The sequence below is a fragment of the Nostoc sp. CENA543 genome (assembly GCF_002896875.1).
Classification (GTDB): domain Bacteria; phylum Cyanobacteriota; class Cyanobacteriia; order Cyanobacteriales; family Nostocaceae; genus Trichormus.
The window spans coordinates 25,590-41,078 of record NZ_CP023279.1 but is presented as its reverse complement, the minus strand read 5'-3'; the positions used below and the strand labels follow the sequence as shown (position 1 = coordinate 41,078).

Below are 15,489 nucleotides of genomic sequence, written 5' to 3'. Positions count from 1 at the left end.
TTTATCAGTGATTTAGTTATGGCATAGGAAAACAAGTGTTACTGGAACAAGAGGAAGGAACAAGTTCAACTTGAACTTGGAGCGATCGCCTAGATGCAGCCAGCAGATGGTAAAAAAGGTATAAAAAACCTCAAAGTAAGAAATTTGAGACGGGAATTTCTTACTTGAGTTGCAACAATCAAGCTATAGTAATGCTTTCGAGAGCCAATGCTGTTAACCTTTCTTGCGTGATTGAAGCTCTTGGATCTGGGGAAGTTAAGGTTAAAGATTTAAAATAAGTATATATTTATACAAATAAATTACCCCAGGAAAATATAAATGTTTCTGAGTAAAATTGTCGTTTTTAAATCTTTCTCTGCCCCAGCTACCTCACAGGATTGACAAAGTGACAAATTTGCTGCTAGAGAACCGAAAAAAGTAACTATGAAATTAGAAAAGGTAACCAAAAAGTGAAAATTGACGCACAGTTCAAAATTGAAGCGATAGATAATCATTCCCCACACCTAGAAACAGTCAGAAAATTGTGGCGAGCTAACTCAAAAACACTTGGTAACTTGCCCAAAGGAGCTTTTGAGGAACGAGCAGCGTGCCGTCAAATTCTTGTTGCACTTGATTCTGAAGGAGTCTGTGTAGGTTACCTTTTATATCGACATTCACGGGATTGGTTTACTATCACTCATCTGTGTATCGATCCTTCATGTCGGGGTAAGGGAGTAGCTAAACAACTTGTAGATCACCTTAAACAAATAACAAAATCTTCTCGCGGAATTAAGCTAAAGTGCCGTCGAGATTATAACCTACAAGGGATGTGGTCGAGCTTTGGTTTTATTGCCACCTGCCATGTAGAAGCCAAGGCTAAAAATAAGAAACTTACTGTTTGGGTGTTAGAACACAATCCTCTTCCTCTGTTGTCCACAATGATTAAACAACAACTTGAGTCTAAGTTGTGTGTAATGATTGCTCCTGATATCTTCTTGGATTTATATCTGGATGAAAATAATAAAAATATTAATAGTGATGAGGAAAATATATTATTAGCTGACTGGGTGCAGAGTGAATTAGATTTGTGCATTAATGATGAAATATTTAATCAAATCAATCGAATTGATAACAGTCACGAGAGAGACAGGCAGAATTATTTTGCCCAATCTTTTACTCGCTTACCTGGCGATGTTCTGAGATTGGATGATAATTTAAATATTTTGCAAAAAATAACCAAGAAAAATAATTTTGTAATTGATGAAGATAAATTACGTTATATTGCCAGGAGTATAGCCTCGGAATCTCATGTATTTTTAAGTAGAGATAAGCAATTTTTAGATTTAGCCGATATAATCTATGGAAATTTTAAATTATCTGTTATTCAACCTGAAGAACTTATAAATCGGCTAGATGAACTCCGCGATAAACCTGACTATCAACCTGTACGTTTTTCTGGTACACACTTAGAACAAATACAGGTAAAACGTGGGCAAGAAGACTTTTTAGCAAATTATTTCCACAATTATAAACTAAAAGAAAATAAAACAGCATTTCAGCAAGAACTCCGACGTTATTTGGCAGAGCATGATAAATTTGAAAGTATTTTAGTGAGAGAGTCAAATAATGTTCCGCTTGCTTTAATTGTGTATGGAAAGCAGAAAAATCAGGAACTAGAAATTCCAATAATTCGAGTCGGTAATCATAATCTTTCGTCTACACTTGCACGACACATACTTTTTAAATCTATATTAAAATCAGCGCGTGACCAGCGATATTTTACAAGAATTACTGACAAATATCCAGAAGAAACTATTATTGAAGCTATTCAAGAAGATGTATTTGTTAAAGTAAATAATGGGTGGTTAAAAGCAAATCTGTCAGTTACACAGAGTTGTGTGGAATTATCCAATAATCTGACTAATTTAGCTACTGAATTTGGTGAAGAATATAATTTTATTAAGGAAATTGCTAAGAACCTTAATAAGGAAAGCATAGTTCTAGATGCTCAGTTATCAGTAGATATCGAACGATTTCTGTTTCCTGCAAAAATTACTGATTCTGAACTTACTACATTTATTATCCCGATTCAACCAAGATGGGCTTCCTATTTATTTGATGAACATTTAGGAAAGCAAATGCTTGCTTTGCCAGGATTTGGATCTAAACCAGAATTAGCATTCAATCGTGAAGCAGTTTACTATCGAGCTATACAAAACTCTAGAGGGTTAAATGCGCCTTGTCGAATTCTTTGGTATGTGAGTGAAACTCAAAGTGAAGGTAAAGGTAAAGGTTTTCAGGATGTCGGTTATATTGGTGCTTGTTCTTATGTAGATGAGGTAGTCATAGGTAAATCAAAAGAACTTTATCGACGTTTTCAAAGATTAGGAGTTTATAACGAAACTAATGTTGATAGTATACGAAAAGATAAAAATGGTGATATTATGGCAATTCGATTTAGTGGTACAGAATTATTTAAGAATTCTGTATCCTTTCAAGAGGTACAGCAAGCTCTAAATAAAGATAATTTGTTGCTTGTTTCACCTTATAAAATTAATAATGAGTCATTTATAAAGTTGTATAATTTAGGGAATGGATAAGTTTATATGTAAAAATATATGATGCTGTGCCACATATTATTAATTTCAGTTAAACCTGAGTACGCTAGTAAAATTTTTGAAGAAAAAACGAAAAAAGTAGAATTACGTAGGGTACGAACTCGTGTAAAAACAGGAGATATTGTTTTTGTATATGTATCATCTCCGAAAAAAACTTTTATAGGTTTTTTTGAAGTAGATTTTGTTATTGAGAAATCAGCCACAAAAAATGAGTTAAAAGAATTATGGAAACAAGTTAAAGACCATGCAGGTATCAAGCGACAAGAATTTTACAAATATTATGAAGGTGCATCAGTTGCTGTAGGAATTTATTTTATAAATGCAAAGAAATTTGAAAAACCAATTGAATTACATCGATTAAAAGATAAAATATCTAACTTGCGTCCACCCCAAAGCTATCGTTATCTTAATGAAAAAGAATATGAAACAATTATGCTTTTAGGTGGGGAAAATCCATCAATGATGACAAATAACTGATGTTAAGTATTAGGATGGATTCTCCCACGCTATTGTATAAGCGAGAACAGATGATTACAAAAAAACTACATAATGACGGACAGGTTTTTATTTTAGAGAAGAATAACGAATTTATAAAGTTATTTAAAGAATTTATCAGTTCTTATCCTTATACTCCTGATGGGCTGCGTCATCAGAAGTCCTACCATGAACAGCGTCAGAAAGGGAAAGAGAATTTCCAAGCAATTGTCTCTGCCTATGAGTCTGGAGAAGATATAAGTGAGTTAGTTTTGCTACAACTTCTCCCCTACGCGCCAACGGCGAACAACAGTCAAAGAAATGTTTGGGTTCATAACACCTTAGTAATCACCAACGATATTAAGGAATGGTTTGAAAATGCAGGTTGGACAAAATCAAAAGACTGGTCAAAAATAGGTCAAGCAATTTTTAATTTCGTTTGTCAATGCAATAATTACCCTAATCAATTGGTAGAAGCTTGTAAGGAGTTTTCAAAATTAGATTATAGTAAAGGCTTCCAAACAGGGATGCTCACACCTATCCTGAATGCAATTCGATCAAATGAATTTTTGTTAATTAATAATAAATCCTTAAAAGTTATCAATTACTTTACAGGCAAATCTCATAGTCGGAAACTAACGGATTATCCAGTTATTAATGCAACCGGAAAAACATTAATTGCAGAATTAGGTCCTAATATGCGTCAAACTGGTATACCCTCTATGCGAGATGATGACTTGTTTGATATGTTTTGTCATTGGTTAGTTGCTGTTAAAAAGTATGATTTAGCCCGTAATAGACCTCCCATAATCTATGAAGTTAACAAATTACTTGTTGAGGTGAAAGCAATAGAAATGCAACCAAAATATTCCCTCAAAGAATGTGCTTTGGATACTGGCATTGAAGAGGAGACACTTTTTAACTGGTTAAAGGCAATAGAGCGTAAAAAGCAGGCAATCTTTTACGGATCTCCAGGCACAGGTAAAACATATATTGCCAAAAAACTGGCTAAATATCTAACTGGCGGCAGTGATGGTTTTGTAGATATTGTCCAGTTCCACCCTGCTTATACTTATGAAGACTTCATACAAGGCATTCGCCCACAACGAATAGATGGAGAACTAGATTATCCACTGGTTAATGGACGGTTTCTTAATTTTTGTGAAGAGGCATGTCGTCGTCAGAATATATGCGTACTGATTATAGATGAAATCAACCGTGCCAATGTTGCCCGCGTCTTTGGTGAGTTGATGTATCTGTTGGAGTATCGTGACGAAAAAATGCCTTTGGCAGCAGGTGAGGTGTTCAGCATTCCTAGCTGTAGCGAACTGCAAACATAAACGCTTCAAACTGCAAACAAGTCAATTTTCAAACCACATTAACTGCAAATAAGAGGGGTCTTCAAACCACAATAATTGCAAATGAAACCACATTATCTGCAAACAAACCACAATAACTGCAAATGAAACCACATTAACTGCAAATAAGCCGTAACCCATGCTGTGATTGGGCTAGAAGATTTATCACTGCAAAAGTGTCCAATTTATACGAACTTTTACACCGGACATATATGTCTATTTATTTAGATATAAATCAAACACTAATAAAACAGAAAAATTTTATATGGGGTATTTCTTGTTTTGACTTAATTTCCCTCTGACGCATACAAAGGAATTCCCATTTTTAACATCTGGTCTCTCAAATCTTGGGTTCGACCTGGAGGTAACTGAGCGTGTATAAAAGAATTTACTTCACTTACTCGTATATTTAATAACTCAGCTAGAACTTTAGCATTGTAACCATGCCGTATTAAGCGGGGTTCTAAATCGTTAAGTCCTACGTTCAAGACCGCTTCAGCCATATCACGGGTGACAGGCTTAGTTGCTGCTTGATAAGCGTCTTCAAAAGCCCTCTGCAAATAATGTTCAATTTGCAAGGGAGTCGTCAGTCGTTGAGCCAAAAATTCAATAGCCTCATCGGTAATCAAATCTTCAGGTAGATAATCATCGTAAATACACTCACTCAATAGCCATTTTATATACTCAACTTGATGTCCTCTAATACCTTCTAAACTAAAAATATTGGTTCTAGCACCAATCTCTTCCAAAGATGGTCGGCGCAGATCATTTTTCAACTTGGGATGACCCAGCAACACTACAGATAAAGTGCAACCATTCTGGCGTACCAATTCAATTAAACGCTTAATTTTGACTAACGTACTGTGATGAATGTCATGAGCTTCATCGACAAACAGCACTATAGGCTTACGGCATTTTTGAATCAAAGCTAATAATTTTCGTTCTCTAAGTTCTGGGTGAGTCGGTGGTTTAGCATCCTTTTCTGTGCTTAAATCCAAAAACAAAGCACTCATCAAAACCCCGACGTTGACCTTATCTTTGTCAATTGCAAGGCAACGAGAAATAATTATGTCTTTTTCAGAGGACAATTCCAATTGCAGTCGTTGTAAAGTCGTTGTTTTACCACAACCAACAACACCTGTTATCGCAATCAAACGACCTTGCCTAATTTGGGGTTTCAGTTCTTTGAATAGATTTGTCTGCTCTTGGGTCTCAAAATACCCCACATGGTCTAAGGTACGTTTCAGACCAAAATAAGTCATGACATCACTCAACATCGCTCGTACCTGATAAGGGGTGGAAGAAATCTCGAATTTGTTTGATTACCTCCTGCTTATTGAGAGTAGTCACCAGAACCGCATCAATATAAGCCATTTGTTCAGGGGTAAGTTTTGCTAATGGGCGTGCCAAATAATCAGCGATCGCTAATTTGGCTGCAATCACCGTGCTGAATGTCAGTTCTTGAAATGGGTTAGGGTCAACAAAAGGCTGCACCTTTAGTGGGGTTGTATTACTCCCGAAATCTGGGTTATTGCCTTTACCAATCACAGAATTCGGTAAAGACAACTCTTTAGCTAAAGATTCAATTCGCTCTGCCCGTTTCTGTGTACGTGTTTTCTTAAAACTACGGTAGCGATGTAGGGGGATTGGCCCATCTACAGGTAGAAATGGTCCATAGCGCCGTTCTTTGTGTTCTACGTACAATTCGTTGTCAAATAAACCCCACCACAAAACTACAGTTTCTCCAGCCAAATCTGGCTCAACCTCATAAGCCACCCCCTCAACCATAACGTGAGCATCGATGCCGACTTTGCGACGTTCTGGTTCGCGTGCAAATGTACAAAAACGTTCCCAGGTACACATTTGTCGAATTCCCGCCTTGGGTAAGTGTAAGAGCCAATCGTCCAGCCGGGAATGAGGTTCGCTGCGATGGGGTCGGCTATTGTAATGGAGCAAAAACTTCATCAACCAAGCGTTCGCCTCAGCTTCCGTCTCCGGTTCATGCAGGTGGTAAAGGGTTTCGTGCATTTCTTTGACCGTGCGAAAGGGTCTTTCCACTTTCCCCTTAGAACGAGCCGTCACTCGTTGCCCATCTTTGCCCGCAGGTAAATGAGTACGTACTTCAATCCCCAAATAACCCATGACTTTTTGAAACACTAAGCTCTTAGCAATGGGGCCATTGTCCATGTACAGCATTTGGGGAATGCCTTGAAAGGGAAAGTCGCTCCCCGGTTTGGGTGACATGGCAGCAAACATAAACCGCAGTGCTGCTTCCACATCCTCACCGTAAACACAGTGGTATTCTTGGTATGCAACACCACTTCGGTCATCCACAACACTATAAAGCATTAACAAGGGATGCCCCCGCCCCGGTTCTAGGAAGGCTGGTGCTTTAACGTGCTTGAGGTCTGATGGGCTGAGGTCAAAATGCCAACATTGATTGCTATATTCTGCCTGAAAGCGAACAGCAGGCGGTTGCCGTAGAAGGGTATCGCGGTCGTAGCCCCATTTGTTGAGATAACGATTGACGGTGGTTGGTTTGAGCAAACCTACTGGAACGCGAAGATGACCATCTGGTGTGTTGATGCCATCTTCTTCCAATAAGCGAATTGCTTGTACGGTAGATAAATGGCGACCTTTGCGGTTAGATGTACGTATTTTAATCGCAGCAATAATTTCGCAGTATCGCTCAAGAGTTCCTTTTGGAATTACACGCGGTACATCACAATCAACGCGACGTACTGGGCGAACTACATTCCCGGATCGTAGTGTTCGATACACTGTATCTTCAGAAATGCCATACAGTTGAGCTATTTCTTGGACTAATTCCCGACGAGATGGACTGCGCGGTGGTAGTTGGTCTAAGCGGCGACGTAGGTCTACGATTGCATCAATTGGTATTTGTTTCTTTGGCATCCTATGATTTCTCCACCAATTTATCGTGGCGTGGGTGGAGATGTTTGCGTGACAACCAATCGTAGAGGGTGGAAGGTGAACAATCGACCAGTTTGGCAATTGAGCGTTTGCTGATTCCTTTGGCTAAATAACTGCGAATTTCTGCTTCCCTGGTGTCCAGTTTCAAATGTGCAGATTGTCGTCCTTTGGGTCGCCCTAAAGTTTTTCCTTCAGCTTTACGTTTAGCTAGTGCTTCGGTTGTTCTGAGTACAATCAATTCCCGTTCGATTTCTGCTGCCAAGCCTAAAACCGTTGCTGTAATTCGGCTTTGCATTGAGTCATCCAGTACCATACCTTGTTTGGCGATATGGACGTTGATTCCTCGACGCACGCAACACTCCAGCATTTCTAATACTTGTAGGGTGGAGCGTGCCATCCGACTAACTTCTGAAAAAATGACTATATCTTTTGCTTGGGCTGTTTGATTCAGTAGTTGTCCTACACCTCGCTCTAACCATTTCTCCCGTCCAGAAATTGTGTCCTCTACAAACTGGATGGGACTTAAAGCGTGGATATTGGCATATTCTAAAATGCCATGTCGTTGGTTGTGTACGTCTTGTTTGTCGCTGGAGACCCTCAGATAAGCGTAAATGGCCATGACCAAACTGGCTGTCGGTAAAAACAGCTTTCTAGATTTAATCGAACGGTATTAGTTCAAATTAAACCACGAAAAGCGTACATATATGTTCGGTGTAAAAGTTCGTATAAATTGGACACTTTTGCAGTGATAAATCTTCTAGCCCAATCACAGCATGGGTTACGGCTTATTTGCAGTTAATGTGGTTTCATTTGCAGTTATTGTGGTTTGTTTGCAGATAATGTGGTTTCATTTGCAATTATTGTGGTTTGAAGACCCCTCTTATTTGCAGTTAATGTGGTTTGAAAATTGACTTGTTTGCAGTTTGAAGCGTTTATGTTTGCAGTTCGCTACACCTAAGCATTTGATACTAGGCTGGTTTCTCTATAACTTCACTGTGTGAAATTAACTCCTTACCACCTGAGCCGAGGAACAATCTTTACAAAATGTCAACGCGTTTTAAGCATCAGGATGGTACCGAGTCGAGCTATTAGTAATTTTCTGCATTCCGGGTCTGAAAGTTCTTGCCCTATCTAGTTCTGATAATTTGTTATATGGCAAGTCAAAAAGCATTCCTTTACAAAGAAACATCAAGCATTTTAAAAGCCAGAATACATATTTTTGCGTTGATATTGTCTTAATACAGAATTAATTTTCTATTTGCTAATTGCGTCAATAAAAGTATTTAGGTATTAGCCTTTGAGAAAACTATTTATCTTTGAAGTTATCCAAAATTATCCTCTAAAATCTTTTTCTATACTTAGATTATGATTGGGTATTAGATGTATGAATCAAATAATTTACAATCCTTGATAGTCAATTACTTTGTTATTTTATTTAACTCATTTCTTGCACCAACCGTATTCACACGTATAGGCAAAGAAACCATTGCCCAAATATAACAATAGGCGAATAAAATTATCTAAGAAGTTTTTTGTTTTAAATCTAACTTAAGCCTCATCAAAACTTGATTTTTTTATTGTAATCTAATTAATGATAGAATAATCTCTCTTAGGGATTATTAAAGGCTTACATTACACTGATTTTTATCTAAATAAAATAGGTAAAAAAACATTTAATATAAACTAATATACTTATTGTTTTACATTCTAAATTAGAAGTTTTAGCATCAAAACAGGAATCTTATAAGCCAAAATATTGAAACAATCTCTAAAATATTGTGAATTAATATGTTTTACTTTATACTTTCATTCTTAAAAAAAGTAACACATTTCGATTAGTTTAATTTTATCTAACTTTGGTTAGAGTATCATGTTTCAAAAGTTATTATAATGTTGAATACACAAAGTATTTTTTAAATTCAAGGTATCCGAAACTTGTTCTGTTCAAAGAGTAATTAAGGAAGTCTAAACAATGCTTGCAAAATTAAAGAAGCTTGTAATTAGAACAATAGATTATTTGCAACTATAATTTCATTTGAGCCAGGATTAAATGCAACCAACCTGCAATCATCGGTTTGAGCCAGGATTATTTGCAAATAAGCTCAACAGCTTACTAGGGCTGAGTTTTCAGCATTGACAAGGGTTTGTAAAAAAACTCATTTCAGAATTTAATAAATAAACTAAGAATTCTTTACCGAGTTTTCTTACTAGAAAACCAACGGGTTAATGTTCTCTAAGGCTTATCAGTGAAGCAGTTAAGAAAACCTTCGTTTTTTTTACTTTTATAGTTGCATTTAATCCTGGCTCAAACCGATGATTGCAGGTTGATTGCATTTAATCCTGGCTCAGTTGCAAATAATCCTGGCTGAAGCACAATTATAGTTGCAGATAATCCTGGTTTGTAAATGTCTTGATTGCAGGTTTGAGCGATTAGTATTGCAGGTCGCTACAACTAGAGCGACAGATTCTTTGTCCCCAATCTAAATCCTTCTGCATCGCCTGTTCAAGCACTTTTTACAACTTCATGGCTTCAACCCTAAAAATTGATGCCCTTTCAGTAAAGCTTGCTGGCGTGAAAAACTTGGCTTTTAATCTGTCGCTACGGTCACATAATTTGTCGCTCTACACCTGAGCAACAAGATGTTGAACAATCAGTTGATTTTGAACTTCATAGGGATTTCCTTGTAAAAATCGACAGATTCGTGAAATAGATGGTTGGTACCGAAGAATCTTTCGTAAGCTATGCGGTGACTTATAGAAGAGGTCAACAGCATTGGCCCACACATCTGTACCTTGCCGCAGACGCCTTTCATATTTCGATAAAGCGAATTCTTCGTCTGTATCGCTCCAATGACCAAGCAAAAGTAATGGTAGGAGGGCTTCATAGGCGAATACAGATGAATGCATTGCAATATCTACTCCTGATGAAAAGACAGGATCAATAAATCCTGACGCATCACCAATAAGCATCCATCCTCTACCGTACAGCTGATGGATTCGGTAGCTATAATTACTTACTACATGCCATGGACAAATTCGCTGCGCGTTTGCCATCATATGCGTAAAAATATAATTCTGTCGAATGAAATATTTGAAGAAATCATCTTTACTCGTGTTTATTTTTGGGAAACTATTACATGCAGCAACAAGACCTATGGAGTAAACTTCATCACGTAATGGGATTTGCCAGCTCCAAGCTCGGTAATGATTTAATATGTGAAAGAAGGCATATGTGTTCTTACTCGTATGATTTGGCTCCACATTACGAAACCATGCATACATGGCACACTGTCGTCGTAGAGGATCACGTTCTACTAGCTTTAATTGAGTGCTAAGTAAACACCGTTGACCTGATGCATCAACGATTAATCTGCCTGTTAAAACTCGAATAGTACCATCTAACTGCTGGACTTCAACGCCAATAGCACGCCCGTTCTCAAAAACCACTCGGAGGACTGTTGTTCTATCTAAAATCTGAACTCCTCGTTCACGTGCATGTTGGAGTAGCATTGTGTCAAAGATATGTCTTTCAACATTAAAGCCATAGCAACGAAGTGCTCGTGGTGCTGGATATTCCGCCACTGGAATCGTCAAGATTTTTGTTTCTGAGGTGCGTGGTGTTGTCCATCCAATTCCCTCACGGCGAACAAAGCCCGCTGCATCAACTTTGGAGAGTAGTCCAATACGATGTAAGATAGCATTAACTGATGGAGTGAGAAGTTCGCCAACATGCTCGCGGGGGTAAATTTCTCGCTCGATAATGATGGCTGTGTGATTCCCATTGGCAATGAGACAGCCTAGCGTCGAGCCAGCAGGTCCACCGCCAATTATAATGACATCCGCATCAAACATTTACCTACCTTCTAATTTTTTTCACAGGCATTCTCAGTATGAAAATGGCTCTCCCCTAAGGCTCTATTTTTAATCACTTCAAAGCGGCTGAACCTCATACTCATTTCAAAAGAATTGGAATTTATCACTACAGGAGTGCCGACACAATGCCATTGTGTTAGAAATTTTGATAGTGTCTTCCTGTAAAAGACTGAGAAAAATAGCCTGGAACTGACACACCTTTACTGCAAAGTTTTCGGAAATACTTGATTGTTCTTCATCCTTTACGAAATACCACTACCAAATTTCTAGGTAAGTTCGCTAGAAATTGCTAACAGAATTGTTATGGACGGTCATACACTATAACTCCATTGATTTGATATACATTTACTGCCCATGATCCACCACGGGGTGTTGGGGGCTCATTTAAATACTCACCCCAAAAAGCAATTAGAGCACCAGTTTGAAATGCAGTTTCTAGTAGGCTCTGGAGTTTGTATTCTGAAGTCAGGACAGCCACAATCTTGCCTGGTGTATCGCGCAAGTTAATTAGCGCATGGCAACCTTGAAAATCAGGCAAATCATATCCCTCAATCAGGGTCACATGCCCGAAAATTTCAGTGTCAGACAGGACAAGGTGCTGGTCTAATTCCACAATAACTTCGTACTCGCCAGCTCGAGGCTGATGTACTATACCACGCAAATATTTAAGCCTCTGACCTACACTTAGAACCGTTGTTACATTATCAAGGAGTACCGCTGGTAATTGTTCATCAGTGTCATTATGGAACCAAATAGTTCGAAGTCCATCTGGGTTGGAAGGTAACAAACGATCAATTATTACATCTTCAAACTGGACTACCACACCCTGTAAAGCTGTGGCACGGAGTGATCGACTAGCTTTATCAGCGATTTCATCTGTTCTGAGAGGAAAGGGTGGAGGTGATTTCAAGGGGGTTGGAGCGATGATTGACCCTTCCATGTAGCCTGTATCAACTAACTGGTTCTCACCATCTACATTACGAATCTCTCCGCCTGCCCATAAAACATGTACCGTTTGTCCAGCGCGCAGAACACGAGTTGCTTCGGCAATTCCAAGTATATGTTGCTTGGTAACGATCTTAAGGCTATTAAAAGGACCACCATTCTGCATATGAATGAATGCAAAACCGAAGGTGTTAATCAGAACGTTACTGTCTACACCCCCATCTTTTCCGCACGATGCTGATGCAACTTTTCCTACAAAACGTGATGGAAACGGAAACTCATTTATAGCTGGTCTCTGGATCTCAGGGATAGAAGCAATTCCTTGAATAAATTCTGGGCTGTCGTGATGCACTAACTTTCTACCATCACGGGTTTCTACACCTGGTGCTTGCAGCACGTCAACTTCCATCGCTTCCCCATTCATAGGTTCCGTTACCAAACTGACGCGTTGCGGATCATTAGGATCTACATGAGCAGCAAATATTTTCATGCCGCTGCGTGTCCTATAATTCAATGGGTTTTCTGCACTCTTTCTATCAACTGCCTCAGAAAAAACAACACGCAGTTCTGTTTCGCTTTTTGGGAATGCAATCATCAGCCTTGGTTCTTTTTTCTCCATCACTTAATCCTCTGTTACTTCCAATGGGTAATAAGGTTTGTACAGTGACAAATTAATTGACGTTGAGACAAATTCTTGTCATCGAGTTAAGCCTTACCCACTTTATGATTGCAACTATTTGTGTTGATATAGCTTGTAAGTCTCTTAGGTTACTTTTAAGCTAACCCTAGAGAGTGCAAGCTCTACACCCTCAATGACATTAATTTGGCGCAGCGACAAATAAAAAGTCACTGTACACCAGGCCATAAACCCAACCATGTTGCTGTGTCACTAAGTGAACTTGATCGCTTTGATATTCAAAAATCAGGTGTACAGCCTACGTCGGTGCCAATTGCGGCATATCACTCATGAACATTTCTTGCTTTCCTTATTAGGGATTGAGCCGAAATGTTTGTATTTTCGGAAATTAAAGTTGGAAATACTTACCTTGCTCTAGCGGACGTAGTTTTCTCCACTTAGAACTTGCTGTTCTTCAGTAGATATTTCTGTTAGCACTTCGGTCTTGTTGTATAAAATTTTATCGTGACATAATTTTGCTTAAAAAAGTATTTCTATCTGCTGTTACTTATAAATAATCTATTTTTTATTTTAATTATTCTTTGGTTGTATTTTAATCAAAAAAAACAAACTTTGGCCTGTTTAAAAACCTATCCAAAGATGTATACTCACATCTTGCACCAAGAAAATTTGATGTAATTTAATTACTCAGTAAAAAGACAAAAACCTTGATTTAGCGATAAAAGCCCATAAAAATAAGGTAGCTTTATCGGGCATTTTTTTACTTTATCTGGGGTTGTACGTAGAGGTGCAAGATATGAGTATAAGGCTCGACAGCGCAACAGGAGTAGGGGTCATCGTGTAGAGTGACGAATTATTGACCGTAGCGACAGATTAAAAGCCAAGTTTTTCAAGCCTGCAAGCTTTACTGAAAGGGCATCAATTTTTAGGGTTGAAGCCATGAAGTTGTAAAAAGTGCTTGAACAGGCGATGCAGAAGGATTTAGATTGGGGACAAAGAATCTGTCGGAATGGCACTAAGAAAAGCTCAATGTCACTTAAAGGATAAAGTGGTTCTTGGCAACTTTTGGTGAGCTTGCTTGAGGCAAGGCAGACGGCAGACGGCAGAAGGAAGGAGGAAGGAGGAAGGAAAAATTTCCACAATTGAAGCAATGCAAGGATTATAGAACATCTGCGTCACAACAAAGCCTTCTTGCGATCGCCTATCTTGGTCACAAGTCCTACGCTCAGATAACAAAACGTCTTAAAACCTTCTGCCTTCTGCCATCTGCCTTAAAGTGCGTAACTTTAAGTGACATAATAATTCGACTATAACGACTTAAGCATTTTTATCAATTCAGCACGCTGCTGGTCACTCAAAGATTGAATAGACTGAAAAATCCCTTGTAAATCAGCCTCATCCATCATCACAGCCTCATCATCATTACCAGCATCAGCAAACAATAACTCATCAATCGCCTCCTTAATTAATCGCCGCTTCTGAGACGGAGTACAGCGTTCATACATCGAACGCAGCGTCTCCACCGTAGAACCCATTGCATCAGCCAAAGACCGTAACTGTGCATCCGACAGCCCCACTTGGAAACCCCAAGTCGCCCAAATATAGCGCATCGTATGCGGCGTTACCCTCTTGCCAATCAGCGTATGTGCCGAATTAGCAAAAAAGTTAGCAAACGTACTATCCGTATAACATTTGCCCACATCAGGCACAATAAAGAAGTATCCCCAAGACCACATCTGCGACTTAGCATTTGGGAGCAGACAACAGGTATCTAGCGGCGTAAATTCAGCTCGCCCCGCCGTCACCCAACGTCCCCGTGTTCCTTGCAACCCTTCATCCCACCAACTATAAGTTTGGGAATTTTTGTAATTACCAGGCAGCCACCAACCATAGAGATAGCGTTCAATATATTCATAAACACAGCTACCATCCCCAAACTGGTGATTTGGAATTTGGAATGACTTGTGACCATGAAACTTGCGAGTCTTATAATCTTGGATATCCTTAACCCACACCCCATCCTGGTAGTACTTGCCCTCATAAGTATAAGTTTTGTAGATATAGTTATCCTCCAGCGTGCCATCAGCACGTTTATCCCGCAGAGCATTAGGAGGCAAAGGGTGATACAAACCATTAGCCGGCACATCAGCCGGTCGCGCCACCGGACAACACAGTGCCACCTTCAAATTCCTCGCCTCTTGTTGGCGACGAGCCGGACTTAACCCCAAATCAACCCAAGCTAAAAACTCTTGATGACTAATAGCTATCTGCTGTGACGAACGAAAATTGCCCCGATTGTTGCGAGGTCGGCAGTACAATCGCAACGGCTCAACTACAGTTGACTGCACTACTTTCAGCGCAGTTTTCCCCTCTGGCACATCAGGCCATTTGCGTGACTGGTCAGCAACATAATAGCGATTGCGAGACCATTCCTGCATCGCATCAACTTCCCGTCTTAAAAGATTATTCACCAGCTTAAATAAGGGAATATTGTCATAATCTGACTTATCTTCCACCCAATCACGGTACATGAACTTACCGAGAATCAGAATCGATAACAGCTTGAGATGACGAGTTCTCGGACTGGTGGAGTGCATCACAGACTGTAAGAAATTGAAATAATCGCATAACCGTTTGACAAGAAGTTAAATCTTACATAAGACCTGAAAAG

General features: G+C 39.0%; 9 protein-coding genes. 3 read left to right on the top strand and 6 right to left on the bottom strand.

Annotation, left to right across the window (positions count from 1 at the left end):
• Window positions 1–449 precede the first annotated feature (449 nt).
• The 3 genes from CLI64_RS29760 to CLI64_RS29750 are packed head-to-tail and all read left to right on the top strand — an operon-like array spanning window position 450 to window position 4,411.
• Window positions 450–2,579 (top strand): GNAT family N-acetyltransferase, encoded by a 2,130-nt coding sequence (locus tag CLI64_RS29760; RefSeq protein WP_103140957.1) that lies wholly within the window; start codon window positions 450–452, stop codon window positions 2,577–2,579.
• A gap of 18 nt (window positions 2,580–2,597) precedes the next feature.
• On the top strand, window positions 2,598–3,074 hold the full coding sequence (locus CLI64_RS29755) for an EVE domain-containing protein (protein ID WP_225977639.1): 477 nt from the start codon (window positions 2,598–2,600) through the stop codon (window positions 3,072–3,074).
• Between the two features lie 50 nt (window positions 3,075–3,124).
• The gene (locus CLI64_RS29750) at window positions 3,125–4,411 is read left to right on the top strand and encodes an McrB family protein (protein ID WP_225977638.1); all 1,287 of its coding nucleotides are present in this window, start codon (window positions 3,125–3,127) and stop codon (window positions 4,409–4,411) included.
• A 305-nt stretch (window positions 4,412–4,716) separates the two neighbouring features.
• Here CLI64_RS29750 and CLI64_RS29745 read toward each other — a convergent pair whose 3' ends face one another.
• The 6 genes from CLI64_RS29745 to CLI64_RS29720 form a co-directional block, all read right to left on the bottom strand.
• Window positions 4,717–5,706, bottom strand: a complete 990-nt coding sequence (locus CLI64_RS29745; protein ID WP_103136865.1) for an ExeA family protein — start codon at window positions 5,704–5,706, stop codon at window positions 4,717–4,719.
• Window positions 5,696–7,330 (bottom strand): DDE-type integrase/transposase/recombinase, encoded by a 1,635-nt coding sequence (locus tag CLI64_RS29740; protein WP_103140646.1) that lies wholly within the window; start codon window positions 7,328–7,330, stop codon window positions 5,696–5,698. Before CLI64_RS29740 ends, CLI64_RS29745 begins: the two co-directional genes overlap by 11 nt.
• Window positions 7,331–7,346: 16 nt before the next feature.
• A complete protein-coding gene (locus tag CLI64_RS29735; protein WP_103136866.1) occupies window positions 7,347–7,982 on the bottom strand; it encodes a recombinase family protein in 636 nt (211 codons plus the stop codon).
• A 2,003-nt stretch (window positions 7,983–9,985) separates the two neighbouring features.
• Window positions 9,986–11,215, bottom strand: coding sequence for an NAD(P)/FAD-dependent oxidoreductase (locus CLI64_RS29730; RefSeq protein ID WP_103140955.1), 1,230 nt, complete (start codon window positions 11,213–11,215; stop codon window positions 9,986–9,988).
• Window positions 11,216–11,537: 322 nt separating this feature from the next.
• On the bottom strand, window positions 11,538–12,800 hold the full coding sequence (locus CLI64_RS29725; RefSeq protein ID WP_103140954.1) for a hypothetical protein: 1,263 nt from the start codon (window positions 12,798–12,800) through the stop codon (window positions 11,538–11,540).
• A 1,325-nt stretch (window positions 12,801–14,125) separates the two neighbouring features.
• Window positions 14,126–15,415 (bottom strand): hypothetical protein, encoded by a 1,290-nt coding sequence (locus CLI64_RS29720; protein WP_157943346.1) that lies wholly within the window; start codon window positions 15,413–15,415, stop codon window positions 14,126–14,128.
• Window positions 15,416–15,489: the final 74 nt, after the last annotated feature.

Bases quoted from the DNA above. Each gene is read 5' to 3' on its own strand.
- CLI64_RS29755 (WP_225977639.1), top strand. From the start codon at position 2,598: ATGATGCTGTGCCACATATTATTAATTTCAGTTAAACCTGAGTACGCT.
- CLI64_RS29750 (WP_225977638.1), top strand. From the start codon at position 3,125: ATGATTACAAAAAAACTACATAATGACGGACAGGTTTTTATTTTAGAG.
- CLI64_RS29745 (WP_103136865.1), bottom strand. From the start codon at position 5,706: ATGTTGAGTGATGTCATGACTTATTTTGGTCTGAAACGTACCTTAGAC.
- CLI64_RS29735 (WP_103136866.1), bottom strand. From the start codon at position 7,982: ATGGCCATTTACGCTTATCTGAGGGTCTCCAGCGACAAACAAGACGTA.
- CLI64_RS29730 (WP_103140955.1), bottom strand. From the start codon at position 11,215: ATGTTTGATGCGGATGTCATTATAATTGGCGGTGGACCTGCTGGCTCG.
- CLI64_RS29725 (WP_103140954.1), bottom strand. From the start codon at position 12,800: ATGGAGAAAAAAGAACCAAGGCTGATGATTGCATTCCCAAAAAGCGAA.
- CLI64_RS29720 (WP_157943346.1), bottom strand. From the start codon at position 15,415: ATGCACTCCACCAGTCCGAGAACTCGTCATCTCAAGCTGTTATCGATT.